Source organism: Haloplanus sp. HW8-1 (assembly GCF_023703795.1).
GTDB lineage: Archaea > Halobacteriota > Halobacteria > Halobacteriales > Haloferacaceae > Haloplanus > Haloplanus pelagicus.
Genome location: NZ_CP098518.1, coordinates 2,305,288 through 2,330,328 on the forward strand (window position 1 = coordinate 2,305,288; position 25,041 = coordinate 2,330,328).

A 25,041-nucleotide genomic window follows, 5' to 3' on the forward strand; every position below is an offset into this window, starting at 1 on the left:
TTCGGAGTCCACGGCCAGCAAAATCGTCGGATAGCGCTCCACTACCGATGTCGTACCTGAGCGTGTTGTATCTCGATTGGGTCGACCCATTCGGGATCGATCTGATCGTATGGCCTTATATACCTATTACAGTTAATGTTTATGCGTAGCCCACCAAAGTACTGGTATGCCACACGGGCAAGACATCGAGGGTGAAAACAATCTGGAGTCCGCATCGAAATACGAATGCCTCAAATGTGGTCGCATCGTCGAGGCCACGTCCCATCCCGGGACCTGTGAGTGTGGCGGCGAGTTCCAGAACCGCTCGAAATCACTCGAATAGCCGGACTTACGTTACGGACGATGGCACAGGAACCACCCTCGGTAGCCGGCGGTGTAGCGGACACGTCGGAGGTTTCGCCGAAAACTGCGCTTGCCACCGTCCGCCATCAACTCAATAAAGCCGCCTCCTACCTCGATATCGACGAAAACATCGTCGAACGGCTGAACCGCCCCGCGGCGGTCCACGAGGTGACGATCCCACTCGAACACGACGATGGGCCGTCGAGATGTTCCAGGGGTATCGTGCACAGCACGATCGCGTTCGTGACTCTGCGAAGGCGGAGTTCGAAACCCGCGGGTGCACGTAGCACGATGCCGCGTACGTCGTCGCTCTCTCGCGGATTGCGAACGCCCGCGAGAGTCGGGGACCATGGCCATAACGCCGAAGAGGACTGTTTCCCGGTCTGAGCAGAACAGCTACGGCTGCCACTGACCGTTATGTCTGTCTCCTGTTCCGAGCGAAGCGGGGGAGCGGCCACCTCTCCGAGTATGGCTACCGGTGAGTGATCGAAACCGGCTACAAGTCGATCAGGCGATTCACGGCCCCCACGACGTCGAAGAATCCAGCTCCTGTAGGGCATCCCGAAAGTAGATGATCGACTCGTAGCGATCGGATTTCTCGCTGGCCAGGGCCGTCAGCAACACGTCGTCGAGTGCCGCCGGCAGCGCGGAGTCACGCTCGCTCGGGGGTACCGGTGTCTCGGTCAGGGTCTTGTGCATGATCTCGGCGGACTGTCCCTCGAACGGGGGCCGGCCAGCGAACAGTTCATAGAGGACGGCCCCGAGTTGGTAGATGTCGGTCAGTTCGTCCGTGCCACCGTACTCGTCGTCGAACTGTTCTGGGGCGGCGTACGGCAGCGAGAGTCCGTCGACGCTCTGGGAGTGTTCCAGCAGGTGCTTCGAGAGGCCCCAGTCGGCGACCTTGGGGACGTCCCAGGCATCCTCCACCTCACGGAACAGGACGTTCTCGGGCTTGAGGTCGAGGTGGGCGACGCCCTGGCGGTGGGCGTGGCGGACGGCCGTCGTCACCGCGATCGCCGTCCACAGTGCCTGATCGAACGGGAGCGTACCGGAACGGGCCCCCAGGTGACCGCCGTCCATGTACTCCATGGCGATCCAGGGGATCGGTTCGACGTCCCAGTCGATGACGCCCACGATGTGGTCGTGATCGGCGAGGCGGGCCCAGGTTTCGGCTTCGTCGAGGAGTCGCTCGACTCGTTCGGTGTGGATCGTCCCACTCATCCGGGGCGTTTTCAGCGCGATCGGCACGTCACCGTCGTCGCGTCGAACGATCCCACGATACACGTCCGCGGTACCACCACTTCCGAGACGGTCGCCCCGGTCGATCCGATCGTAGTCGAGGGAGAGTGGCCGTGCGAGACCATCGAAATCGCCCGGATCGGCCGGCCGGCCCTCACCGTCCCTGCCACGAGCACGGCGATAGCGCCACACACCCAGTCCGGACAGCGTCGCGATCACCCCGCCGGTGAGAACGCCCACCTCCCGATCGACGAGGTCACTCGCCGGCCCGAGAACCAACTGCGCGGCGGACGGGCGCGCGTCGGTCGACGGCTGCCCGGTGAGCGCGACCACGTAGTTGTCGCCGCTGCCGACGTACAGAGTGCTGTCGACCACTGCCGGCGAGGTGACGATGCCACGCTCCGTCTCGTAGGTCCACCGCTCGGTGCCGTCGGCCGCCGTCAGGGCGTACATGGTGCCGTCCCTGCTCCCGACGTAGGCGATACCGTCGACGACGACCGGCGACGCCTCAACCACGTCTCCCGTCTCGTGGCTCCACCGTTCGGTGCCATTCGTAGCGTCCAGTGCGTAGACGGCAGTGTCGGCGCTCCCGACGACGACGGTTTCGTCCGTGATTGCCGGGGAAGAGAGGATCCCTCCACGGGTCTCCGAGACCCACCGCTCGGTACCGTCGGCGGCATCCAGCGCAGACACCGTACCCGCGTCACTCCGCTCGTCGCCGGTCCCGACGAAGACGGTTCCGTCGACGACTGCCGGTGACGACAACCGCCGCTCCGCCTCGTAAGTCCACCGATCGGTGCCGTCGGCGGCATCCAGTGCCGTGACGTGTCCGTCGAGGCCGCCGACGAAGACGGTACCGTCCGCGACCGCCGGTGTCGTGGTCATCACCCTGCCGACGTCGCGTGTCCACCGTTCGCGCCCCGACGCCGCATCCAGCGCGTACAGCGTGCCCTCCTGTGAGCCGACGTAGACGGTGCCGTCCGCGACGGTCGGTGACATCACGTTGTCGACCATCCGGTAGACCCACTGGCGCGTGCCGTCGGCCGCGTCGAGTGCGTACAGCCGGTCGTCCTGGCACCCGACGTACACCGTCCCGCCGACTACCGCGGGCGTTGCGTAGACGCTCCTCTCGGGCTCGAACCCCCACTGGACGGTACCGTCGGCCGCGTCCAGTGCATACACGCCGGCGTCCCCACAGCCGGCGTACACCGTCCCGTCAACCACCGCACCGACGTGGATCCCCCGTGGTGGGCGGCTGATCGAGCCGGTGTCGGCGTCCCAGGACCACCGCTCGCTGATCCCTGTTGCCGGTCCGGTCGCGGCGGGATTTCGTCCGGAGTTCGCCGCGTCGACGCCTGCCATCGGATGGTCGGGTCCCCTTATCGACGAGTGTTGAGTGGCGCTGACGCGAGCCGTCCCGGCGATTCCTGCGACTCCGGCCCCACCGAGTACCCGCAGGAATCCCCGACGCGGTGTCCGTCTCCACTCCATCTACCGGGACAGTGGCGACGAGCGATCATATAAATGCTGTTCGAACGGGATCAACTCAGGTTCCGGAGTGCATCCCGCAAGTAGAGGATCGAATCGTACCGATCGGACGCGTCGGTGGCCATCGCCGTTGCGACGATGTCGTCGATCTCGGCGGGGAGCGTCGAATCGAGCGTCGTCGGTGGCCGGAAGTCACCGGCGAGTGTGGCTCGCATGATTTCGGCGGGGGTGCCTTCGAACGGTGGGCGGCCGGTGAACAGTTCATAACAGATGGCACCGAGCGCGTACACGTCGCTCGCGTGGCCCGGCACTCCATACCCGTCGTCGAACTGTTCCGGAGCCACGTAAGCGAGGTGGAGTTCCCCGGCACGTTGGGACTGAGTGCGCGAGAGCGCTCCCATACCCCAGTCACCGATCTTCAGACGGAGGCTGTCGTCATCGGTGCCCAACAGCACGTTCGACGGGTGGAGCCCGAGGTGAGAGGTCCCCCTGCTGTGACCGTGGTACACGGCCTCGGCGATCCGACCGACGGCGACGACGGCCTGGCGTGGGGAGATCCGATCGATGACCGGGCCGAGGGCTCCCCGATTCATGTACTCCATGGCGATCCAGGGGATCGGTTCGACGTCCCAGTCGATGACGCCGACGATCCCATCGTGGGCGGCGAGTTGCTGCCAGGTGTCCGCGACCGTGGCAAACCGGTCGAGGGTATCCGTGGCGACCGTCTCCTCGAACTGGAACTCCTTGAGCGCCAGCGGTCGCGCTCCACGCGTCGTCTCGACTCGCGCGTGGGACACCGTCGACACCGCCCCCCGTCCGAGCGGTTCTCCGATGGAGATGTCCGCGTACGCGAGGTCGATATCCTGAAGTACCGCCTCGGAACTGGTGTCGGCGGACCGATCGACCGGGCGTGAGGGATCGGTCGCCGGCGTCGCCGCCGCTCCGGCGGGGCTCTCGTTCGCCGTCGGATCGCCGGGTACGGCTCCGAACGTGACCGACTGGCTCCGGTCGTTGTCGGCCCGTTCGAGCAACTCCACGAACTGGTCCCGGAGGTACAGCACGGATTCGTAGCGATCCTCCTTCCGTTTTGCCAGTGCCGTCAACAGCACGTCGTCCAACTCGGCCGGTAGTTCCGGGGTCAGGTCGGTCGGGCGTGTCGGCTCCTCGGTCAGGGTCTTGTGCATGATCTCGGCGGACTGTCCCTCGAACGGGGGCCGGCCAGCGAACAGTTCATAGAGGACGGCCCCGAGTTGGTAGATGTCGGTCAGTTCGTCCGTGTCGCCGTACTCGTCGTCGAACTGCTCGGGCGCTGCGTACTGCGGGGAGAATCCCTCGATGCTGTTCGAGTGGTCGAGTAGACGTTTCGAGAGGCCCCAGTCGGCGACCTTGGGGACGTCCCAGGCGCCCTCCACCTCGCGGAAGAGGACGTTTTCGGGCTTGAGGTCGAGGTGGGCGACGCCCTGGCGGTGGGCGTGGCGGACGGCCGTCGTCACCGCCAGCGCCGTCCACAGTGCCTGATCGAGCGTGAACTCGTCGGCCCGCTCGCCGAGGTGGCCGCCGTCCATGTACTCCATGGCGATCCACGGGACTGGCGTGCTCCCGTAGTCCACGACGTCGACGACGTGGTCGTGATCGTCGAGTGCCGTCCACGTCTCGGCCTCGGCGAGCAGACGCTCGACCGTCTCAGTGTGGAGCGTCCCACCCGTCCGGGGTTCCTTGACCGCCAATGGGACCTGCCGATCGTCGGCCATCACGGTGCCGCGATAGATCTTCGCGTTCCCGCCGGTTCCGATGACTCCCTCCTGTTCGATGCCGTGGTAGCTCACGTTCAGAGGCGGCGGCGACGGGATACGCGAGGGAACGGTGGCGTCCGCCGCTGATTCCGAGTCGGTGCCGGACGCCGCGTTTCGCCGATCCATCGTCCCGTCGGAAACGTCGGACGGCGTCTCCTCCCGTCCGGAGTCCCGGGAACGTCCACGCATCGGGGCATCGTCGCCGGACCGGTACCGATACGCACCGAGCCCGCCGAGAACCCCACAAGCGAGTAGAGCCAACAGGAGCGACTGTCCGTCGCCGGCGCCGTCCGGTCCCGCCCCCGCGGACGTGACAGTGGCCGACGTCGGCGTGGGATCGGACGCCGACGCCTCGAGGGTTTGGCGGCCTGCAGTCGGTGGGTTCGCCAGCGGGACCTCGACGCTCGTCTTGCCGGTCGCTCCCGAATCGTCGACGACGAGGAGGTCCGCCTCACGGTTGCCTGCCGTCGTGAACTCGAACGAATGACGCACCGTCTCGCCGGTGTAGTACGCGTTCGAGATTCGCCACCGGAACGTCTCGATGCTCCCGTCGACGTCGCTCGATCCGGTGCCGTCGAACGTGACGGTGTCACCCTGCTCTATCTCCGCCGGCGAGAACGAGATGTCGGGACTCGGGTCGGCCGCCGACTCGCCGGTCGTGATCGCCCATAAGTTCCCGGCACCCGCGACGTACACCGTCCCGTCGCCGACGACCGGTGTGGCGTTCATGTCCATGTCGAGTCCCAGAACGATCGACCACAACACCTCGCCGGTTCGGAAGTCGATCGCCCTGAGACGGTCGTTCGTCACGTCGTAGACCGTCTCGTCCGCGATTACCGGCGAGGGTTCGGCGTTCGCCGTGTCGGTCTCCCAGCGGACACTGCCGGTGGCGGGATCGAGCGCCGTCAGCCGTTGGCTGTCGGAGAGGACCACCCCATCGGCGCCGACGGCCACCGAATTGGCGACCCTGCGTACACCTCTCGTCCACAGTTTCTCACCACCGGCGGCGTCAACCGCGAACAGAGAGCCATGTGTCGAGGCGGCGAAGACGGTCCCGTCGGCCACCGTCGGGATCGAACGCAGTCGGTTGTCGGTGGTGAACTCCCAGCGCGTCCGTCCGTCGCTGGCCCCGAGAGCCAAGAGACGTCCCGTCTCAACGCCGGTGACGACGACCACGCCGTCCGCGACGGCGATGCCGAGAGCGTCGTTCGTGAGGTCATCGCGTCGCCAGACTACCTCGCCGGTCGCCGACCGGAGCGCAGCAACACCGGACTCGTGGGCGACATACAGGGTCCCGTCGAGCAGACAGGGAAAGCCTGTCGGGAACCCGATCGACTCCCGACGCCACACCTTGGTGCCGTCGGCGAGCGAAATCGCCTCAACACCGTTGAGCGCGGTGACGTACGCTCGCTTGCTATCCACGCTGAGTCCGGTGATTCCGGCACTCGTGGCGTAATCGGATTCCGGGCCGACCCACTGTTCCTCGCCGGTGGCTGCATCGAGGGTGACGAGGCGGGTCCGCTCGGACCCGTCGGTCCGTCGCACCCGCTGACAGAGGAGTCGTCCGGCATCGAGACACGGGTTCTGCGGCGTTCCCGTGTCGATCGGGTAGTGCCAGGCGACGCGTGGCGTCGATCGGACCCCCGCCGCGTCCGGAACGTATCCCGTGTTGGCTGGATCGCTCTGGAACGAGTGCCACGTAGCTGTCCCGGTCGCCCGCGGACCGGGATCGCGTCCCGTCGCTGCCCTTCGCGGTGTGCCGACACGGGTGGTCCCCACGACCGCGGACAGACGTCCGATCGTTTTGAGGACCGTCCGACGTGTCGGCACTCCCGTCACGACCTGGAATTATCGGTCAGCACAATTAAAGTCACGAGGGGAAAACGGTGAGCGGCCAACGGATCTCCGGAGGGGATGGCGTGACCGAGGGGCGTATCCCCACGGTGAACGCTACGACTCGCCGCGGTCGGTGGCCCAGCCTCGTTCCCAGCGGTGGACACCACAGTCTCGGTGGACGTCGCGACTCGCCCGCTGTACGCGGTGGTGACGGCACCGACGAACAGGAATGTCCGGCCGGGAGGCAACGGGCGCCGAACCGGGACGTATATGCCCGGGAACGGGATAGAATTCCCCATGGATCCCCTCGGGTGGCTGTCGGCCGGCCGCGCCGGCGACGACGAGTCACGCGTGGCGCTGTTCGTCGACGGTCCGAACGTCCTCCGCGACGAGTTCGACGTGGATCTGGACGACGTGCGCGAGGCGGCGGCGGCCGCGGGTCGCCCCGTCACCACGCGTCTCTACGTCGACGAACACGCGACGCCGGAACTGATCCAAGCCGCCGAGGCACGTGGGTTCGAAGTGATCGTCACGAGCGGCGACGTCGACGTGAAACTGGCGGTCGACCTGACCCGCTTCGCCGTCGAGGGACGTGCCGACGTGATCGCGGTCGCCTCCCGCGACACCGACTTCAAGCCCGCCGTCGAGACGGCGAACGCCCGTGGCCTCCGAACGCTCGCCATCGCCCCCGGCGAGCACGGCCGGTCCGACGCGCTCCGAAACGCCGCCGCCGAGAGCGTCACGCTCGGGGGAGACGAGTAGCGGGTCCTGTTCGCGTCACCGACCGCGACGCGACGACCGGGTCGAATCCGAGCGAATTTTGCCCCGCCGGTCCCGACGAGCGTCCGTGACAGATCCGGATCTCGACACGCCGGTGCTCGATAACCACCTCCACCTCGACCCGGACGCCGGCCAGGGGCTGTCGGCGGTCCGTGACTTCCGTCGCCTCGGCGGCACCCACCTGCTCGTGGTGAACAAGCCGTCGTGGCACCTCGGCGTCGAGGCGGAGACGGGCGAGGACTTCCGCGAGGTCTTCGAGCGCACGCTCGCGATCGTCGCGGACGCCGACGACCTGCTCCCCGGTCGGGCGTGGCCGATCCTCGGGGTCCACCCCGGCCTGATCTCGCGGCTCGTCGACGACCGCGACGTCGCGCCCGCCGAGGCACGCGACCTGATGCAGGCCGGCCTCGACGTCGCCGCGGAGTACGTTCACGACGGGCGCGCGCTCGCGATCAAGTCGGGACGGCCCCACTACGACACCGACGACGACGTGTGGGACGCCTCGAACGCGGTCCTCCGGCACGCCCTCGATCTGGGTGCCGAACACGGTTGTGCGGTGCAACTGCACACCGAGGCGAGCGAGGACCTCAGCGACATCGCGGCCTGGGCCGAGGAGCGTGGCCTGTCTCCCCATCGCGTCGTGAAACACTACGCCGGACCGAGGCTCATGGGGCCGACGCCGAGCGTGATGTGCCGCACGGAGTGGCTCCACGAGGCCGCCGAGCGTGGCGAGCCCTTCCTGATGGAGACGGACTTCGTCGACGATCCGGAGCGTCCGGGTGCGGTGATGGGGCCGAAGACGGTCCCGCGTCGGGTCCGAACGCTCCTCGAGGAGGGGTACGACGACGCCGTCCGGCTAGCACACGTCGAGACACCCGCCCGCGTCTACAGTATCGACACCGAGGCCACGCTGACTGAGTGACGGGCTCACCGCGCTCCAGCGTGCCGAAACGGGCATCAGATCCCTCGAATCCGTCGGTACGGCCGATCGATTCGCCGGTTTCGCGCCGGGAGCATCGGAAAGGCCTTTGAGTCCACGAACGTTCGGTCGAGGTATGACCGACGTGGAGGACACGTTCTACACCGAAGACCGCTGGCAGAATTGGATCGGGCGGGTCGCAGAGGAAGACCTTGACCCGGAGAACGAGGATTCGGCACGACTCCTGCTCAACCTGCAGGACGACGCCGCCATCGCCGTCGCGAAGATCGTCAACGCCTACGAGGACGGCAGCCTCGACGAGGAGGCGGCCGTCGACGAACTGACGGACGTGCGCGACATCGTCCTCGCGGACGTGGACATCGAAGACGAGGAAAAGCGGATGCTGGTCGACGGCGTCCAGACGAGCCTGGTCTGTGTCTTCTACGCCGCCGAGGAGTACATCGCTGCGGGCGCGGCCGAGGACGGCACCATCGAGGAGTACGTCCACGCCGCGGCCGACGCCGAGGCCAACGAGGACTTAGACGCCGCGCTCGGCTATCTCGTACAGGCGGGTACGCGAATCATCGACGGCGACGAACTCGACATCGCGCTGGTCGATGATCTGGAGTACGGCCTGGTCTCGGAGTGGGTCAACGGGCTGGACAGCCTCCAGAGCGCGATGAGCGACCCCGAAGTCGTCGAAGAGGACGACACCGACGAGTAACACCGGCGACTGATAATCGGGGCGGCACCCTTTTTAATGCCGGTGGCGAAGTCCCGCCATGCGATTCCGGGACGACCGACGAGCCGCCGCCCTCCAGGTCGGGGCGATCCTCCTGCTTGGCTTTCTCGTCATCGGCCTGGCGCTCTACCAGTCGACGGTCGTCCCGAGCCAGAACGAGGCGGTTGAGTTCGACCACAACCAGCAGGTACAGGAGAGCCTCCAGCAGGTGCGAAACGGCATCCTGCAGACCGCCGCGGCCGAGCGAACAAGCCCGACGACGGTTCCGCTCGGCACGCGCTACCCGACCCGGATCGTCGCGGTGAATCCGCCGCCGTCGAGCGGTCGCCTCGCGACCGACTCCGGGGGTGTGGTGACGCTCGTCGACGCCACCGCGGTCAACGACGAGACGGCGGACTTCTGGAACGGTACGAACCGCTCGTATGCGACCCAGCGGCTGACGTACGACGCCGACTACAGCGTCTACCAGGCCGCCCCGCGGACGGTTTACGACGATACGGTGTTGTACAACGACTTCGGGAGTCGGCGCCGGGCGGCGACCGACCAGCGACTGCTCGAAGGGAATCTGATCTACGTCGTCGCGCTCGACGGCTCGCTGAGCCGGAGTGGCACGCGAGCGACGAGCGTGAGTCCGACCCCCATCAGTGCGAGCGACCGGACCGTCGCGGTCAACGGGAGCGACATCGCCATCGAGGTAACGACGGATCTCTCGGAGGACGAGTGGGAGCGTCTGCTCCAGGACCAGTACGAGTCGAACGGCGGGCGCATCGACGGCAACGCCAGCGGCGTGACGGTGAGCGGCGGGACGCTTCGCGTCGACCTCGTCTCCAACCGGACCTACCGGCTACGGATGGCGAAAGTCGGCGTCGGCACCGGCGTTACGGACACGGTCGAGCAGTATCTGACGGTCGTCGACGGCGCCGACAGCGTCACCGCAGGTGGGACCCGACGGATCGTCTTGGAGGTTCGGGACGGCTACAACAATCCCGTCTCTGGCGTGCCGGTCGAGGTGGACGTCTCCGGCACCGGCGCCGGTATTCGACCGGGACAGGGTGTCTCTGACGGCTCGGGGAAGGTGGTCTTCGAGTACGACGCGCCGGACTCGATCAGCGGGTCGAGCCGGACCGACGAACTCAACTTCACGTTCGACACGCCGGCGGACCGCCCGGACTTCAGCGGTGAGGAGCCCGAGTCGGTGCGGATCAACGTGACCGTGGTGTCGCTGAGTGGCGGCGGCAATAACGGCCAGTCGTTCTACTATCCCGATAGCTTCAAGGACGACGACGGGACCGTCGAAACCGACGAAGACCCCTCGATCCCTCCCGACGTGGCCGAGGGGGACATCTCCTCGTTCAGTAACCTCCAGTCCGACGGCGGTGGCGCCGCCAACCTGGCGTCCGGTGGGGGAGAGCAACTGGCCGTCGGGGTGGCGACGACCGGCGTTCCGAACGCGAGCGCGTACGAACTGGGAATCAGCGCCAGTGGCGACGTCAACAAGGTAACGGTGGTCATCGTCGACGAGAACGGCGACCCGATTCAGAGCGAAAACTTGGGGAACTTCGACGGTAGCCCGATGACGCTGAATTCCGACGCCGAGGAATACGTCAGGAACAACGACGTTCTCTACACCGTGTACGAGCAAAGAAGCGGCAAGGGGAACATCAACGTGGACGTCGAGTACCAGCGGCTCCGGACGGCGTGAGCGAGTCGCCCCGCCCACGACTATCAGTGCTAATACTCGCGTCGATGGATTGATCCGGCGTTGTGGGAAACCTCTCCCGATAGATGCCCGACCGCGCCCAGTCCGAACTGATCGGCTCGGTGCTCGTCGTCGGCCTCGTCGTCGTCACCGTCGGCGTCGCGGGCACGTACTCAATGGGTACGATCACGTCCGGGACCGACGACCCGCGGGCCGACGTCATCGGGCAGATCAGAACGGACGGAATCGACCTCTCGCATCGGGGTGGCGACCCGCTCCCGGGGGACGACCTGCGGCTGATCGTCCGGGTAAACGGGAGCGAGACGGGACTCGACTGGGCGGACGGCACGCTCCCCGGTGACGATACCTTCGATCCCGGTGACCGATGGACTGTCTCGCGGAGCTACGACCCCGAGAGCCTGGTCGCGGTCACGCTCGTCCACCACTCCTCGAATACGGTCCTGTTCCGGACCGAGCGAAATCCGACGACGACTGAACCGGTCGTCGCCGAACGGGGCGGCAAGACTGACGCCCAGGACAGCGAAGGGGAAATCGGTAGCGGGACCGGTGGCACGACGCCACCCGAAGACGGCACCGGCGACGGAGCGGATGGCGGCGACGGGAACGGGGACCAGTGTGACGGGGAAGATGACGACGAGGAGGACGAGGAGAAAGACGGTGACTGCGACGACGACGATGACGACGATGACGATGACGATGACGATGACGACGACGATGACGATGACGACGAGGGGAAGGGCGGGGACTGACGTCCCCGAACGACTCACCACGGCGGCCCCCTGTCGGTATGGATGCCGTCGGAGTCGTCGGGACGCTCCTCCGCTCTCGCGGTCCTCCGTGACGTCGGCCTCGTCGCGTGGCTACTCCTAGCTGGACCGACCGCCCCGCCTCAGGGCGGCGATGGCCGTGTTCGGACTCGCCGTGAGCGCCGGGCTGACCGGCGTCGTCTTCCGGAAACGCGCCTCCGGAACTCTCTCGCCGTCGGACGTGGATCCGTCGGTCGGCTTCCGCGGCGGCCAGGGTGGCTTGTGAGCGGGTGGTGCGCGTTCGGGTCGCCGACCATCCCGAACGCTGGTTCGACGTTCGACGTATCCAGCATCGACAAACCCATATAGTGGCTCCCGCAACCGGAGGGTATGACAGCCGTCGGCATCGACGCAATCGAGATCTGGACGGGCAAACTCGCGCTCGATCTGGCCGAGACGTTCGCCCCGGCGAAGGACGAGAACCCGGCGAAGTACACGAAAGGGCTGGGATTGAAAGCCTCGTCGTTCCCGGACACGTACGAGGACATCGTCACGATGGGCGCGAACGCGGCCAAGCGGTTGCTGGACCGGAAGGGGTTGGAACCGGACGACATCGGTCGCATCGACGTGGCGACCGAGAGCGCGTTCGACAACTCCAAGCCCGTCTCGACGTACATCGCGGGCTGTCTGGAGGAGGTCTACGATGGCGACTTCCACCACGCCAACAAGGGTGAGCGAAAGTTCGCCTGTGTGGCGGGGACCCAGAGCATCGACGACGCGTACAACTGGATCAAAGCCGGGCGAAACCGGGGCCGAGCGGCGCTGGTGATCGCGACCGACACTGCGCTGTACGCCCGGGGCGACCCCGGCGAGGCGACCCAGGGGGCTGGCGCCGTCGCGATGCTCGTCGACGAGGACCCGAGCGTGGTCGAACTCTCGACCCACCAGGGGTACGGCAGCGCCGACGAGACGGATTTCCTGAAGCCCAACCAGCAGTTCCCGAGCGTCGACGGCAAGCGGTCGGTGCAGGTCTATCTCGCCCGGATGCGCGAGGCGCTGGAGGACTTCGAGACCGTCGCCGGCCGCACCCATCCCGACGACTACGCCTACATCCCCTTCCACACGCCGTTCCCGGGGATGGTCCGGAAGGCCGCGCTACTCGGGTTCCGACATATGACTCGCGATACGGCGGTCGAGGACGGTCTTGCCGACGAGATCGGTCGCCAGCCCCGCGAGGCCGACTTCGAGGACTGGGACGCCTACGAGGACGCCATCCGTGAGTACATGGACGCGCTGAAAGAGACGGAGACGTACGACACCTGGTACGCGAGGGCCATCGACCCGACGCTCACGCTCTCCCGGCAGGTCGGCAACTGGTACACCGGCTCCGTTCACGTCGCCCGTGCGAGCGCGCTCAAGACCGCGGCGGAGACGGGGCGCGCGCTCTCCGGCGAGAAACTCCTCGTTGGGTCCTACGGCTCCGGCGCGCAGGCGGAGATCCACTCCGAGACGGTCGCCGACGGCTGGCGCGAGGAGATCGAGGCGCTCGACATCGACGAACAGCTAGCGCGACGGTACGACCTGAGCTTCGAGGAGTACGGTCGCGTCCACGACGCCCACAACCACGAGAAAGAGCGGGAGTTGGAGGAGTTCACCGTCCCGAGCGGCGAGTTCGTCTTCACGGGCTGGGGTCGGATGAACGAGCGCGAGTACGAGTACGTCGACTAGGGGAGTTCGCGAAGCTCCGTGAGTGCCGAATCGAGGTCGCAGTTCGAGACGGCGAGGGCGAACCCGTCGATCTTCGCGAGTTCCGTCGCGTGTTCCCAGAGGTCCGCCTCCTCCAATCCGTGCAGGACCACGGCGTTCGGCGTCGGGTTCACGACCCGAAGCGCGACGAGCGGCGACTCTCCACGGGTCACGTCGGTGAAGACGAGCGCCCGGTTCGTGCTCTGCCCGTAGAGCCGGTAGAACTCCTCGCTGGGGAGGCGTGTGATCGCCTCGATGCTGTTGATCACGGTGTGGCCGCTGACGTGGTCGTTGTCGCCGCCGATCACCTCCGTCGCCTCCATCGCCTCGTAGAACCGCTCCAGCGGGATCGACGTGGGATACTCCCGCAGGTCGTGGACGATGTCGCTCTCGAAGCCCGCGGAGATGACCCGGGCGTACTGGCGGATGCGGCCGCCGCCGCGGGATTCGTCGATGTCGAGCAGTGCCCGCACGATCCGGCTGACGACGCCGATTCCGGGACTCTCTCGCCGCCCGCTCTCGTAGTCCGAGATGACCGACGAGGAGACGTCCAGTCGCTCCGCGAGTTCCGTCTGGGAGACGTCGAAGTCCGTGCGCCACTTCCGGAGCGTGGCGCCGGGGTTGGAACTGAGCGTGATCTCGCCGGCGATCCGTCTGGCGAGGTCGTCACGGGGATCGTCGCTCATCGGCCGCTCCACCCTCCGAGGGCCCAAACCATACCGGATCCCTGGGCGGTGAGCGCAAAAGGGTACCGAACGACGGCCGTCGCCCGCCGACCGTCCGATCCCCCGAACCTTTGCCCGTCCGGCCCCCAGGAGGGACCGATGCAACGGACCATCGACGCGGCCACCGTCACCCACCTCGCCGACCGGTTGGTCGAGGCCTACCGGACGGGCGAGAGCCTCGACTCCCTCTCTCCGTCGCTGACCGTCGCCGACGGCTACGCGATCCAGCGGGCGGCCATCGACCGCCGCACGGACGCGGAAGGACCGCCCGTCGGCTACAAGGTGGGCTTCACCTCGGTGGCGATCCAGGAGGAACTCGGCGTCGCGGAGCCGGCGTCCGGGCGCGTCCTCGCGGACACGGTTCGTTCGGAGGGTCGACTGGACGACGGCCTGATCGACCCGAAAGTCGAACCGGAACTCGCCGTGGTGCTCGCCGACCCACTCGATCCGCCCGTGACTCCGGTCCACGTCCTCGCAGCGACGGCGGCGGTCGTCCCCGTGATCGAGGTCGTCGACTCGCGGCTCGACGACTGGGCGGTCGACGCCGGCAGCGCCGTCGCCGACAACGCCCTCGCCGCCCGGCTGGTTCAGGGCGACCGGGTCGCCGACACCTCGACGCTCGATTTGCCTCTCGAAGGCGTCGAAGTCAGACGGAACGGGGAGCGGGTCGCGACGGGCGTCGGCGCCGACGTACTCGGCGGGCCGGCACGGGTGGTGGCTTGGCTCGCCGGAGCGCTCGCCGACCGCGGGGAGCGACTCGCGGCCGGCGACCTCGTCTCGACGGGGTCGCTCACGTCGCTCGTCCCCCTCGATCCGGGCGATACCGTCGAAGCGCGGTTCGCGTCGCTCGGCTCGGTGACCGTCTCGCGGCCGCGACCCTGATCTGCCCGGCGAGAGATTCAAGCCGGTGACGGCCAAGGTCTACCCATGCCATCGACGGTCGTCCACCTCGCCATCGGCGGCGTCGTCGCCGCCGCGTTGCTGGGTGTGGACTTCGATCGACGGACCGTCGCCGTCGTCCTCGCCGCCACGGCGGTGCCCGACCTGGATACGTTCGTCGGACTCGTCGTCCAGGGTGCCCACCGCGCGCTGTTGCACACGCTCGTCCTGCCCGCGCTCGTGGGGGTCGCCCTCGCGTACGACACCAGGGGTCGGGACGGCTCGCGGCTCCGCGACCGGTGGGGCGACCGGGGCGTCAGGGTTGCGTGGGTCGCGCTCGTGGCACTGATCGTCGGCGGGATCCTCCCCGATCTGATGACCAACGGCGTCAACGCCTTCTATCCGCTCTATGATCGGTTTCTGACCGTCGACGGCGAACTCCTGCTGTCGAACCAGCGGGGGATCGTCCAGACGTTCGTCGACCTGTCGGCCGACCCCGAACGGACGACTGCGAACACCCACTACTGGACGGGCGTCGATCCGACTCGGGGGGCGGAACCGGAGACCGTCGAACGGATCTTCCCGATCGTCCGGTCCGGCTTCCAGTTGCTCGTAGTCGTCCTCGGCGGTGTCACCCTCGGCGCACGATTTTTCGAGGAACGGTAGGCCGCGCTTTGATGTGCCTGTGGCCGTAACGCCGGACGATGGGCACCGAGACCGCCCTCCTGTGGCTCCGGCGCGATCTTCGACTCCACGACAATCCGGCCCTCGTCGCTGCGGCGGGAGCCGATCGGCTGCTCCCGGTGGTTGCCGTCGACCCCCGTCGCTACGGCACTGCGGCCTACGGTGGTTCGGACTCCTTCGATTTCGAGAAGACCGGCGGCCGTCGCACGGCCTTCCGGTGTGAAGCCCTGGCCGACCTGCGCGCTCGCCTCCGCACCCGTGGGAGCGACCTCGTCGTGCGGACCGGGGAGCCGGAGGTGGTGATCCCGACGCTGGCCGACCGCGTCGACGCCGACGCCGTCCACGTCCACACCCGTCCGACGCCCGAGGAACGTGCAGTCGAGGCGTGGGTCGAGGACGCCCTCGGCGCGACGCTCGTCCGACATTGGGGACACACTCTGTATCACCCCGACGACCTGCCCGAGGACGTGGCCGACATCGAGGACACCTACACCCCCTTCCGCAAGCGAGTCGAGTCCGCGGCGACGGTGCGGGATCCCCGCCCCGTTCCGGACCTGCCGGCACGACCGGCCGTCGATCCCGGCCCGGTGCCGGCACCCGCCGACCTCGGGGTCGACGCCGAACCTGACGACGACCGCGCAGTCCTCGCGTTCGAGGGCGGTGAGACCGCCGGTCTGGCGCGAGTCGAGGCGTATCTCTGGGAGACCGACTCGCTCCGGACGTACAAGGAGACCCGAAACGAGTTGGTAGGCCGGGACTACTCCTCGAAGCTCTCACCGTGGCTGAACGAGGGCTGTCTCTCGCCGCGACGGGTGAACGCCGAGATCGACCGCTACGAGGAGCGCCGTGTCGCCAACGACTCGACGTACTGGCTCCGGTTCGAACTGCGCTGGCGGGACTTCTTCCAGTTTCAGTTCGCCAAACACGGAGCGACCGCGTTCACTCCGGGTGGCATTCGCCGTCGCGACGTCGACTGGGTCGACGACGAGACGGCACTCGACCGGTGGAAGCGCGGTCAGACGGGGATCCCCTTCGTCGACGCCAACATGCGAGAACTGAACCGGACGGGCTACATGTCGAACCGCGGCCGGCAGAACGTCGCCTCCTTTCTCGCGAACGACCTTCGGATCGACTGGCGCAAAGGGGCCGCCTACTTCGAAACGCGACTGATCGATTACGATCCCGCGTCGAACTACGGCAACTGGGCGTACGTCGCCGGCGTCGGCAACGACGCCCGGAACCGCTCGTTCGACGTCCTCGCTCAGGCGAAGCGGTACGATCCGGACGCCGAGTACGTGACTCGGTGGGTCCCCGAACTCGACGCCCTCCCCCCGGAGTACGCACACGAACCGTGGCGACTCACCGCCGACGGGACGGCCGCCCACGGCGTCGAACTCGGTGTCGACTACCCGCGGCCGATGGTCGACCTCGACGGATGACCGACCGCTGTGACGTGGTGTACGTCCGGGTCGAAGACGGCGACGACGACGACCTCCTGGTCGCGCCAGTGGGCACCACGCTCCGGGCGGCCCTGCTCGACGCCGGGCACTCGCCGTACACCCGACTCACCAAGCGGGCGAACTGCGGCGGACGGGGACTGTGTGCGACCTGTGGCGTCCGCATCGACGGGGGCGAGACGTCGCCGGAACACTGGCACGACGAACTGGCGGCGCAGTGGGGGTATCCGCGTCTCTCCTGTCGAATCGAACTGGCGGAGGACTTGCGGGTACGGATTCCGGAGAAAGTGATCTGGGGACGACGGGAGACCGACGGGTGATCGGGATCGGAGGGTCGGCGAGGGCGAGGCGGGTCGATCGTCGGTCGCGACGGGGGCGCGCTCAGGCGGGACGCCCGTCGACGTCGGTGCCGACGAGGTAGGTACCGATCGTCAGCAGCGCCGCGGCCGCGACCGAGAGCAGATCGACGGTCAAGGCGGTTCCCGGAAAGATCACCGGGTAGAAGGCCACCGTGCCGACGATCATCAGAACGATCCCGAACAGTCCTCGCTGCGTGAGGCCGAGCATACACGCCTCTCCGTCCCCAGTCACATAATTGATTACGCTTTCCGTCTCGGCGGAGGGCAGGGGCGGACGGCGGTCAGCGACCGTGCTCGTGGCCGAGGAGAAGGGCCGTGGCGTTCACGAACAACAGGCCGGCGAAGACCGTCGCCTGCTGGCCTTGGAGGCCGCCGGCGAGAAGCGGCAGATAGAGGAAGGGCAACGCCACCGCGACCCAGAAGGCGACAAAGCGGAGGGGAGCGGTGACGACTTCGAGACTCCACCGCAACGGCCAGGAGTCGACCAGTTCGGTCAGGCGGGGCAAGCGGTCGGTGGGGAGGGTCGGGGACGAGTTCGACATCGGGGACACCTTGCCAGGCCGTTGAATCCGGAACGTCATATACCCCGACGAGCGTTGGCGTCGTTTCGGGGATTTTCACCGTCGGTCGCCACGGGGTCGTACGATTTACTACGTGCGTTCGTCGACGATAACGTTTCACGAGCGTATCTAATTCTTTTATTCACCTCTCTGTTATAGAATCAATCACTGCGCCGAACGCGGCGACGTGGGCGGTCCCGAACCGGTGTTCTCTTAACCACGGTGTCGCGTAAGTCTTGACGAACGTTCATGTCGGACGCGAGTGCCACCACCGAGCGGCAAGTCGACAGCAACCTGTTCATCACCGTCTCAGGTCCTCCGGGGTGTGGTGCGACGACGCTCACCGAGGGTCTCGCGGAGACTCTCGACTGTGGATACGTCATCGGCGGCGACATCTTCCGCGATCTCGCGGCGGACCGCGGGCTGTCTCTCCAGCAACTCATCGCCAAGGCGGAGGAAGACGACGAGATCGATCGGGCGCTCGATCGGCGACTGCGCCGCATCGCCGAACAGTGGGGCGCAGCGAACAAGCCGTTCGTCCTCGAATCCAGGCTCGCAGGCTGGCTGGCCGGCAACCGCGCGGACCTACGGATCTGGCTCGACGCGCCCGAGGAGGTTCGCATCGAACGCCTCAGCGACTACGAAGTGAGCTACGAGATCGAGCGTCCCGACGAGCGCGCGACCGAGGACGTTCGCCTCGAAGAACTCGACGACGAGGATGCGATCGGCCCCCTATTGCGCGTCCGCGAGGTCAGCGAAGCCGGCCGCTACCAGAGCTACTACGGTATCGACGTGGAGGATCAGTCGTTCTACGACATTTCGATCAACACCGCGCGGTGGGATGCCGACACCGTCCTCGACATCGTGCTCTCGGCAGTCGAAGGGTACGACCCCGCGACCGACGAGGGAGCGTTCACTACCCGCGACGTGGACCTCTGAAGGCTCTCCGAGGTCACTCGTCGCCGCTCCGTCCCAGGACCGACGCGCGGAGTCGCGGGAGTTCGGTCCGGAGCATCCGGCGCTTGATGAGGATGAACCCGACGAAGATCAACCCGAAGCCGCCCACCGTGGCCGGCGAGAGCCCCTCGTCAAGGAAGACCCACCCCGCGAGTGCCGCGAAGACCGGCGTGATGTAGGAGACGAGGTTGATCTCGACGGCGCCCAGTTCGGCGAGCAGGTCGAAATAGAGGAGGTAGCCGAGCGCGCTAGCGGCGAGGGAGAGGTACGCGAGCGCGAGGAGTCCGGTCGCCGAGAGCGTCACGTCGGCGACCGACTCCCCGAACGCGACGGAGACGCCGTGCATCAGGAGGGCGCCGCCGATCATCGACCACGCCTCCATCGTCTCGATGCGCAACTCGGCGTCGATCCGCCGGGTGAGTACCGATCCGAGCGAGAAGGCCACCGCGGCGCCGAAGACGAGCAGTTTCGCGGCGACGTCACCCGTCAACAGCGCCTCGGGTTCGGGACGGGCGAGGACGACGACGCCGAGCAGCCCGCACAGGAGGCCGGCGACCCCGGCGGCGGTCAGCCGCTCGTCGGGGAGGAACGCGCGGGCGAACCCGGTGGTCAGCACCGGGCTGAGGCTGACGATGACCGCTGCGACGGCGCTGGTCACCGCGGGGTCGGTCTCGCCGATGAAGAGCAGGACGTGGTAGCCGGCGATCAGGAGTGTCGATCCGACGGCGACGAGTGCCCACTCGCCGCGGCCGCGGGGAATCGGATCGTCGACCACCCAGGCGGCGTACCCGAGCATGAGGATCCCGGCGATGTCGTACCGGACCGCCGCGAAGAGGACGGGCGGGAAGTAGTCGAGCCCGGCCTTGATGGCCATGAACGCCGACCCCCAGACGGCCGCGAGGGCGAGAAAGAGCCCGAGGTTTCGGTAGCGGGACACGGAACCTCTCGGCCCGGACGCTCACTCAACGTTTCGATTCCGCACGCTGATCGCGAACCGCCCGCAGCACGTCCTGCCGGGCGACGATGCCGACGAGTCGGCCGTCTTCGACGACCGGGAGGCGGTTGATGTCGCGCTCGTCGTCGGCAAGCAGGTCGAGGATCGTATCGAGGTCGGTGTCGGGTGTGACCGTCACCACCTCCGTGGTCATCACCTCGCTGATCGGCCGGTTGGCGTTCCGTGCGAGGTCGATTCCGAGGTCGAGGTCGTCCCACGACACGTCGACAGCGTAGGTGAGCGTCTCGGTAAAGGGCGGGAGGCCGATCGGAATCCACAGGGTCCGGTCCTCGGTCTGGAACAGGTGGACGAGGTCGTGCTTGGTGACGATCCCGACGACGCGGCCGCCGTCGCCCCGAGACGTCTCCGATTCCTCGTTCTCGACGACTGGGAAGCCGTTGAAGTCGACCCGCGCGAGGCGGCCGAGCACTTCGCTCACCTCGTCGTCGGGGGCGACCGTCTCGACGTCGGTCTCCATCAGCGACCGGGCTGTCAGGGACATGGTCGACGCGACGAGTGACGCAGTGGTAGGCTTTGCGGGTCGTCCCAGCCAATAGTAGAACTGGCCACACACACTGGGGAGCGTATGACCGACACGCTGTTTCTGTCGAGCGAGGACGTCGCCGGACTGGCGACGCCCGCCGAGTACGTCGACGCCGTGCGCTACCGCCAGCGTGGTGAGGGGGAACCGGCCGAACCCGGACGGCGCTGTACATCGAGATGCCGTCCGGGCTGTTCACCTCGTATGCCGCCGTTCTGCCCGGGACGGGGGCGATGGGCGGGTACACGTACAGCGCGGGCTTCGAAGCGGGCGACGCGTGGTTCGTCACGCCGCTCTACGACGCCGACTCCGGAGAACCGCTCGCCATCCTCGACGGCGCGAGCATGAACCCGTTCAAGGCCGGCGCCCGTCACGAGGGCGACGGCGCCGCCGACGAAGACGAGACAGCCGAGTGCGACGAACGCCTGCCCGACGGTGTCGCTGCGTGACATCCGCTACTCCAGTCGATACCGCAACAGCGCCGCGATCCCGCCGAGGTTCTTCAGTCGCTGGCCGGGTTCGAACTCGCCCGAGAAGACGACGGCGTCGCCGCCCTGCCGTTCCACGGTCGTGATGATCTCGTCGGCGTCGACGTCCCACTCGCCCTCCCCCTGTCGCTCCTCGCGCAGGCGGTCGTCGAGGACGAGCAACGTCTCGACGGCGCCGTACTCGGCGGCCTCGGCCACCGCCTCGGGGCCGTAGGTCGCCTTCTCGCCCGTCGCCATCCGCTCGCTCAACTCGTCGATGAGTTCCGCCTCTCGGGCGATTCGCGTCTCGTCTTGGACGTCCTCGACCGCCCCACGTTTCAGCACCTCGTGGACGCCTCGGTCGCCGACACCCGAGGTGTCGACGGTGGTCGTCATCTCGGCCACGTCGGGAAACTCGTCCTCGAAGTGATCCAGGGCGTCCTGTTTGGTGAAGCCGGGACCGGCGAGGATGATTGCGTCGGGGTCGAGATGCGAGAGCGCCTCGCCCAATTCGTGGAACAGTTCCGAGCGCGGCCGGGCGTACTCCCCCTTGCCCGTCGGCCGGGTGAAGGAGGCGTACTCCTCGGTACCGTACTGGGCGACCGTGTGGACGTGGGCCTCTCCCTCCTCGACGGTGGCGATGGCGACGTCGGGGTTCTCAGCCGCCGCCTCGGCTTCCTCGATGCGCTCTATCTGATCCGGCTTGAAGTGCTTCTCGATCGTCAACTCGTCGTGTTCCTCGACGTTGAGCGTGTGGTGGTGGCCCAGTTGGTCCTCGCGAGAACAGCCGACGATGACGCCGCTCACCCGCAGTCGGTTGGCGAAGCGAGCGAACTCCACCTCCTCGACCTCGAGGGTGACGTGGATGTGTTCGCGCTCGCCGCCGGTGTCGCGCATCCGGTCGTCGTCGCGCTGGATGCGCCGACTCGTGTCGCCCTCGACGTCGTCGCCAGGTTCGAGGACGTAGGACAGGTGCCAGAGGTCGTCGACGTTCTCGGGGACGACCGTCAGCCGGGTCTTCCCCTCCTCGCCGCGACCACGGCTCTGGATTCGCATACTGGAGCCTCGCCGTCCACGGGGACATAGCTTGCCATTCGACCTCGCTTCCTGCCGACCCCTCAGACTGCCGGCTGCTCCGTACTCGTCTCGCCGTCCTCGTCGTGGACCGTCAGCCCGCGGGCGTCCCCCCAGGCGTGACCGACGATGTAGTACGCCGCGACGACGGCGTAGAAGCTCACGAACGCCCCGACGAACGTGCCGACGAACGGAACGACGCTGAGCAGTCCCGTGACGACCCCCGCCCCGAGGACGACGACGAAGCCGAGCAGCCACGCCGTTGCGTAGGTGCCCGAGGTGAGGACGGGGCGCAGGTCGCTGACGGCGAAGCCTGCGCCGAACGATCCCTGTTCCGCGTAGTTGGCGACCGCCGCCGGGACGACGTACGCCGCGAGCAGGCCGACGACGAGCGCCAGCAGCCCGCCGACGAACGTCACGCCGCCAACCAGCAGCCCACTCCGGGGTCCCGGCCCCGCGACCACCGCGGCGATCCCCGCGGTCAGGGCGATCAGCAGGCCGGGGACGATCCCGTAGACGAACGCGATAGCGACGGCGTAGAGGCCGTCGCGCCCGAGATCGCCCCAGTTCGCGAATCGTGGCGGCGTGTCGTCGCCGTGCATCGTCGCTCGCAGGACTCGGACCAGGTAGCCGGCGACGAAGACGACGGGAACGAGCAGGAACCCGAAGAACGTCAACAAGCCGCCGATCAGGACCGTCTTTACCCAGTCGTCGCTCGTCCGCAGGTAGGTGAGTGATTCGTTGATCATGGTACCGAGCAGGACGGCCGATCCGCGTGTTGCTCTGTAACGTATAACGTGCCTGACGGTATTAAAGGTAGCATGTCTGACAGTCACTCGCTCCCGGCTGTTCGGCGGGGACAGCCCTCTCAGTCCGCCGTCACGTCGCGGAGTGCGTCCCGCAGGTAGAGGACTGACTCGTAGCGGTCGGCCTTCTCCCTCGCGAGTGCGGTCAACAGGACGCCGTCCAGTGCGGACGGGAGATCCGCGACGTCGCTCGGGGGTGTCGGGTCCTCGTGCAGGACGCGGTGCATGACCTTGGCCGGCTTGCCCTCGAAGGGTGGTCGGCCCGTGAACAGTTCGTACAGTACGGCGCCGAGCTGGTAGACGTCGGTGATGTCGTCGACCGAGCCGAACTCGTCGTCGAACTGCTCGGGGGCGGCGTACTGGGGGGACAGACCCTCGACGCTCTTCGAGTGTTCCAGCAGGTGTTTCGACAGGCCCCAGTCGGCGACCTTCGGCACGTCCCACGCGTCCTCGACCGAGCGAAACAGGACGTTTTCGGGCTTCAGGTCGAGGTGAGCGACCCCCATCCGGTGGGCATGACGCACGCCTTTGGTAATGCCGAGGGCAGTCCACAACGCCTGCTCGAACGGCAGGTCGCCGGCCCGGGTGCCGAGATGGCCGCCGTCCATGTACTCCATGGCGATCCACGGGAGCGGTTCGGCGCCGTAGTCGACGACGCCCACCACGTGGTCGTGGTCGTCGAGTTTGTCCCACGTTTCCGCCTCCGCCAGCAGTCGCTCCACCGCGTCCGTATGCAGGGTCCCCTGCATCCGGGGGCGCTTGATCGCCAGGGTCACGTCGCCGTCGGGCGTGGGCAGGGTCGCCTTCGTCACGTCGGCGTTGCCACCGCCGCCGATCGGTTCCTCGTCGGTCAGGGCGTCGTAGTCGACGCGAACGTCGGGCGCCCGCGGGATTCGCTCCGGTGGGCCGGGGCGGTCGGCTCCCGGCGCCTCGACGTCGGGACCGTCGTCGGCGGGGGTGGAGACAGCAGTGGTAGTGGTGTCAACGCCGGTAGCGTTTGCCTCCCCCTCCTCGTCGACTTCGGAACGGAGGTGTTCCAGTTCCTCTCTCGGCCACGAAGCGTCGTCTTGCGTATCTTCCCCGTCGTCCCGGATGCGCTCCGGAGCCGCTCGCTCATCGCCGCGGGAGAGGTCCGGGTCGTCGTCGCGTTCGTCACGGTTCCACCACCACAGGCCGGCACCGACAGCGGCGGCGCCCACCCCCGCCCCGGCGACGACCCCCGCGGCGGGGAAGCCACCGTCGGGGTCATCGCCGCTCGACAGTGCCGGTGTCCGCGTCGCCATCGTCGACGTCGGCGTCGGCGTCGGTGTGGACGTCGCCGAGGCTGTCGCCGTTCGTTCGACGAAGAGGGCGACCACGTCGCCGCTCGCCCCGTCGGAGACGCGGATCGTGTAGGTCGCCGGCACGGCGTCGGCCGGCGTTTCGAGGGTCGTCCGCCACCGTCCCGCGTCGTCCCAGTCGGTGACCCGTGCCTCCGAGACGGTCGTCCCTTCGTGATCGTTGAACGCGACCGTGATCGCGTTCCCGTCGAACCAGCGATTCGTCGTCCCTTCCACGACCACCGCCGATCCCACCGGGACGGGGTTGATTCCGATCGCCTCCTCGCCCACGGGATAGACGTTCTCGACGACGGTGTCCGCCCGACGGTGTCGGAACGCCGACGTGTTCATCAGGTCGTCACTCCCCGCCTCGCTGACCGTCGCGTTGACGAGTCGAGCCCTGACCTGATCGCCGGAGAGGTCCGCGGAGAGATCGTCGAGATAGGCTTCGAGCGAGTCGCCACCGTCGCCCCCGCCGATCCACGCGGGGTTCGACCCGTCACCGAGGTTCCCGTCGGCTCCCTCGGAGAGGACGCTCGCGCTGATCCGTCCCTCGCCGACCGAACCGACGGTCACCTCGGTTTCGAACGTCCGGTCAGTCACGGGAGCGACCGTCAGCGACCGACTGCCGTCCTCGCCGCCGACGACGATCGCAACCTCGTCGACGACCCCACCCGTCTCCCCGCTGACCGAGAAGGTGCCGTCCGGGACGGCGACCTGTCCGTCGACGGTGCTGAACGAGGCGGACAGGCTCGGCGTCGCGCCGTCCTGTGCCTCCACGCCCGCGGTACCGGTCACCGCCGTCGCCCCGACGACCATCCCCCCGACTGCTCGCAGCGTCGCCCGCCGCGTCCACGATGCGTCCATC

Annotated in this window: 23 protein-coding genes and 1 pseudogene; 14 read left to right on the top strand and 10 right to left on the bottom strand. The window is 67.5% G+C overall.

The window, feature by feature from the left end:
• The first annotated feature begins 166 nt into the window (after positions 1 to 166).
• Positions 167 to 322, top strand: a complete 156-nt coding sequence (locus tag NBT82_RS12275) for a rubrerythrin-like domain-containing protein (RefSeq protein ID WP_251328404.1) — start codon at positions 167 to 169, stop codon at positions 320 to 322.
• A 536-nt stretch (positions 323 to 858) separates the two neighbouring features.
• Here the strand turns inward: NBT82_RS12275 and NBT82_RS12280 are convergent.
• Together NBT82_RS12280 and NBT82_RS12285 are read right to left on the bottom strand one after the other, a co-directional pair.
• The gene (locus NBT82_RS12280; protein WP_251328405.1) at positions 859 to 2,943 is read right to left on the bottom strand and encodes an outer membrane protein assembly factor BamB family protein; all 2,085 of its coding nucleotides are present in this window, start codon (positions 2,941 to 2,943) and stop codon (positions 859 to 861) included.
• 179 nt (positions 2,944 to 3,122) lie between these two features.
• On the bottom strand, positions 3,123 to 6,641 hold the full coding sequence (locus tag NBT82_RS12285; RefSeq protein WP_251328406.1) for a protein kinase domain-containing protein: 3,519 nt from the start codon (positions 6,639 to 6,641) through the stop codon (positions 3,123 to 3,125).
• A 354-nt stretch (positions 6,642 to 6,995) separates the two neighbouring features.
• Here NBT82_RS12285 and NBT82_RS12290 point away from each other — a divergent pair, with 354 nt between their 5' ends.
• The 7 genes from NBT82_RS12290 (at position 6,996) to hmgB (ending at position 13,333) form a co-directional block, all read left to right on the top strand.
• Positions 6,996 to 7,460 (top strand): NYN domain-containing protein, encoded by a 465-nt coding sequence (locus NBT82_RS12290; RefSeq protein ID WP_251328407.1) that lies wholly within the window; start codon positions 6,996 to 6,998, stop codon positions 7,458 to 7,460.
• Between the two features lie 85 nt (positions 7,461 to 7,545).
• Complete coding sequence (locus NBT82_RS12295; protein ID WP_251328408.1) at positions 7,546 to 8,400, top strand: TatD family hydrolase; 855 nt, start codon at positions 7,546 to 7,548, stop codon at positions 8,398 to 8,400.
• A gap of 133 nt (positions 8,401 to 8,533) precedes the next feature.
• Positions 8,534 to 9,121: a DUF2150 family protein gene (locus tag NBT82_RS12300; RefSeq protein WP_251328409.1), complete on the top strand. Its 588-nt coding sequence runs from the start codon at positions 8,534 to 8,536 to the stop codon at positions 9,119 to 9,121.
• A gap of 58 nt (positions 9,122 to 9,179) precedes the next feature.
• Entirely contained in the window at positions 9,180 to 10,841 is a 1,662-nt protein-coding gene (locus tag NBT82_RS12305) for an Ig-like domain-containing protein (protein WP_251328410.1), read from the top strand.
• A gap of 83 nt (positions 10,842 to 10,924) precedes the next feature.
• Complete coding sequence (locus NBT82_RS12310; RefSeq protein WP_251328411.1) at positions 10,925 to 11,608, top strand: type IV pilin domain-containing protein; 684 nt, start codon at positions 10,925 to 10,927, stop codon at positions 11,606 to 11,608.
• Positions 11,609 to 11,759: 151 nt separating this feature from the next.
• The gene (locus tag NBT82_RS20040) at positions 11,760 to 11,891 is read left to right on the top strand and encodes a hypothetical protein (RefSeq protein ID WP_256476568.1); all 132 of its coding nucleotides are present in this window, start codon (positions 11,760 to 11,762) and stop codon (positions 11,889 to 11,891) included.
• A 104-nt stretch (positions 11,892 to 11,995) separates the two neighbouring features.
• Positions 11,996 to 13,333 (top strand): hydroxymethylglutaryl-CoA synthase, encoded by a 1,338-nt coding sequence (hmgB, locus tag NBT82_RS12315; protein ID WP_251328412.1) that lies wholly within the window; start codon positions 11,996 to 11,998, stop codon positions 13,331 to 13,333.
• On the opposite strand, the gene NBT82_RS12320 is transcribed toward hmgB, so the two are convergent.
• Entirely contained in the window at positions 13,330 to 14,037 is a 708-nt protein-coding gene (locus NBT82_RS12320; RefSeq protein WP_251328413.1) for a helix-turn-helix domain-containing protein, read from the bottom strand. The two genes, hmgB and NBT82_RS12320, sit on opposite strands and share 4 nt — an antisense overlap.
• Positions 14,038 to 14,175: 138 nt before the next feature.
• Here NBT82_RS12320 and NBT82_RS12325 point away from each other — a divergent pair, with 138 nt between their 5' ends.
• From NBT82_RS12325 to NBT82_RS12340, 4 genes are read left to right on the top strand one after another with little or no spacing between them, the layout of a single operon-like run.
• Complete coding sequence (locus NBT82_RS12325) at positions 14,176 to 14,958, top strand: 2-keto-4-pentenoate hydratase (protein ID WP_251328414.1); 783 nt, start codon at positions 14,176 to 14,178, stop codon at positions 14,956 to 14,958.
• Between the two features lie 45 nt (positions 14,959 to 15,003).
• A complete protein-coding gene (locus NBT82_RS12330; RefSeq protein WP_251328415.1) occupies positions 15,004 to 15,621 on the top strand; it encodes a metal-dependent hydrolase in 618 nt (205 codons plus the stop codon).
• A 38-nt stretch (positions 15,622 to 15,659) separates the two neighbouring features.
• Entirely contained in the window at positions 15,660 to 17,078 is a 1,419-nt protein-coding gene (locus NBT82_RS12335; RefSeq protein ID WP_251328416.1) for a DASH family cryptochrome, read from the top strand.
• Positions 17,075 to 17,416, top strand: a complete 342-nt coding sequence (locus NBT82_RS12340) for a 2Fe-2S iron-sulfur cluster-binding protein (RefSeq protein ID WP_251328417.1) — start codon at positions 17,075 to 17,077, stop codon at positions 17,414 to 17,416. The genes NBT82_RS12335 and NBT82_RS12340 overlap by 4 nt, the downstream gene beginning before the upstream one ends.
• A 61-nt stretch (positions 17,417 to 17,477) precedes the next feature.
• Here NBT82_RS12340 and NBT82_RS12345 read toward each other — a convergent pair whose 3' ends face one another.
• Entirely contained in the window at positions 17,478 to 17,663 is a 186-nt protein-coding gene (locus tag NBT82_RS12345; protein WP_251328418.1) for a DUF8178 family membrane protein, read from the bottom strand.
• 73 nt (positions 17,664 to 17,736) lie between these two features.
• Positions 17,737 to 17,997, bottom strand: a complete 261-nt coding sequence (locus NBT82_RS12350; RefSeq protein WP_251328419.1) for a DUF8028 family protein — start codon at positions 17,995 to 17,997, stop codon at positions 17,737 to 17,739.
• A 267-nt stretch (positions 17,998 to 18,264) separates the two neighbouring features.
• Between NBT82_RS12350 and cmk the strand changes: the two genes are divergently transcribed.
• Positions 18,265 to 18,954, top strand: a complete 690-nt coding sequence (cmk, locus tag NBT82_RS12355; protein WP_251328420.1) for a (d)CMP kinase — start codon at positions 18,265 to 18,267, stop codon at positions 18,952 to 18,954.
• A 13-nt stretch (positions 18,955 to 18,967) separates the two neighbouring features.
• Here cmk and NBT82_RS12360 read toward each other — a convergent pair whose 3' ends face one another.
• The gene (locus NBT82_RS12360; RefSeq protein ID WP_251328421.1) at positions 18,968 to 19,909 is read right to left on the bottom strand and encodes a DMT family transporter; all 942 of its coding nucleotides are present in this window, start codon (positions 19,907 to 19,909) and stop codon (positions 18,968 to 18,970) included.
• A 25-nt stretch (positions 19,910 to 19,934) separates the two neighbouring features.
• The gene (locus tag NBT82_RS12365; RefSeq protein WP_251328422.1) at positions 19,935 to 20,468 is read right to left on the bottom strand and encodes a CBS domain-containing protein; all 534 of its coding nucleotides are present in this window, start codon (positions 20,466 to 20,468) and stop codon (positions 19,935 to 19,937) included.
• Between the two features lie 84 nt (positions 20,469 to 20,552).
• Between NBT82_RS12365 and NBT82_RS12370 the strand changes: the two are divergent.
• Positions 20,553 to 20,875, top strand: a pseudogene (locus NBT82_RS12370) (ornithine cyclodeaminase family protein); the annotation flags it as partial.
• 87 nt (positions 20,876 to 20,962) lie between these two features.
• Here the strand turns inward: NBT82_RS12370 and NBT82_RS12375 are convergent.
• From NBT82_RS12375 to NBT82_RS12385, 3 genes are all read right to left on the bottom strand, one after another.
• On the bottom strand, positions 20,963 to 22,030 hold the full coding sequence (locus tag NBT82_RS12375) for an mRNA surveillance protein pelota (protein ID WP_251328423.1): 1,068 nt from the start codon (positions 22,028 to 22,030) through the stop codon (positions 20,963 to 20,965).
• Positions 22,031 to 22,092: 62 nt separating this feature from the next.
• A complete protein-coding gene (locus tag NBT82_RS12380) occupies positions 22,093 to 22,797 on the bottom strand; it encodes a DUF4013 domain-containing protein (RefSeq protein WP_251328424.1) in 705 nt (234 codons plus the stop codon).
• 119 nt (positions 22,798 to 22,916) lie between these two features.
• The gene (locus NBT82_RS12385; protein ID WP_251328425.1) at positions 22,917 to 25,040 is read right to left on the bottom strand and encodes a serine/threonine-protein kinase; all 2,124 of its coding nucleotides are present in this window, start codon (positions 25,038 to 25,040) and stop codon (positions 22,917 to 22,919) included.
• Position 25,041 lies beyond the last annotated feature (1 nt).

Coding starts and splice junctions, on each gene's coding strand:
- NBT82_RS12275 (WP_251328404.1), top strand. CDS start 167: ATGCCACACGGGCAAGACATCGAGGGTGAAAACAATCTGGAGTCCGCA.
- NBT82_RS12280 (WP_251328405.1), bottom strand. CDS start 2,943: ATGGCAGGCGTCGACGCGGCGAACTCCGGACGAAATCCCGCCGCGACC.
- NBT82_RS12290 (WP_251328407.1), top strand. CDS start 6,996: ATGGATCCCCTCGGGTGGCTGTCGGCCGGCCGCGCCGGCGACGACGAG.
- NBT82_RS12300 (WP_251328409.1), top strand. CDS start 8,534: ATGACCGACGTGGAGGACACGTTCTACACCGAAGACCGCTGGCAGAAT.
- NBT82_RS12305 (WP_251328410.1), top strand. CDS start 9,180: ATGCGATTCCGGGACGACCGACGAGCCGCCGCCCTCCAGGTCGGGGCG.
- NBT82_RS12310 (WP_251328411.1), top strand. CDS start 10,925: ATGCCCGACCGCGCCCAGTCCGAACTGATCGGCTCGGTGCTCGTCGTC.
- NBT82_RS20040 (WP_256476568.1), top strand. CDS start 11,760: ATGGCCGTGTTCGGACTCGCCGTGAGCGCCGGGCTGACCGGCGTCGTC.
- hmgB (WP_251328412.1), top strand. CDS start 11,996: ATGACAGCCGTCGGCATCGACGCAATCGAGATCTGGACGGGCAAACTC.
- NBT82_RS12320 (WP_251328413.1), bottom strand. CDS start 14,037: ATGAGCGACGATCCCCGTGACGACCTCGCCAGACGGATCGCCGGCGAG.
- NBT82_RS12325 (WP_251328414.1), top strand. CDS start 14,176: ATGCAACGGACCATCGACGCGGCCACCGTCACCCACCTCGCCGACCGG.
- NBT82_RS12330 (WP_251328415.1), top strand. CDS start 15,004: ATGCCATCGACGGTCGTCCACCTCGCCATCGGCGGCGTCGTCGCCGCC.
- NBT82_RS12335 (WP_251328416.1), top strand. CDS start 15,660: ATGGGCACCGAGACCGCCCTCCTGTGGCTCCGGCGCGATCTTCGACTC.
- NBT82_RS12340 (WP_251328417.1), top strand. CDS start 17,075: ATGACCGACCGCTGTGACGTGGTGTACGTCCGGGTCGAAGACGGCGAC.
- NBT82_RS12345 (WP_251328418.1), bottom strand. CDS start 17,663: ATGCTCGGCCTCACGCAGCGAGGACTGTTCGGGATCGTTCTGATGATC.
- NBT82_RS12350 (WP_251328419.1), bottom strand. CDS start 17,997: ATGTCGAACTCGTCCCCGACCCTCCCCACCGACCGCTTGCCCCGCCTG.
- cmk (WP_251328420.1), top strand. CDS start 18,265: ATGTCGGACGCGAGTGCCACCACCGAGCGGCAAGTCGACAGCAACCTG.
- NBT82_RS12365 (WP_251328422.1), bottom strand. CDS start 20,468: ATGTCCCTGACAGCCCGGTCGCTGATGGAGACCGACGTCGAGACGGTC.
- NBT82_RS12375 (WP_251328423.1), bottom strand. CDS start 22,030: ATGCGAATCCAGAGCCGTGGTCGCGGCGAGGAGGGGAAGACCCGGCTG.
- NBT82_RS12380 (WP_251328424.1), bottom strand. CDS start 22,797: ATGATCAACGAATCACTCACCTACCTGCGGACGAGCGACGACTGGGTA.
- NBT82_RS12385 (WP_251328425.1), bottom strand. CDS start 25,040: ATGGACGCATCGTGGACGCGGCGGGCGACGCTGCGAGCAGTCGGGGGG.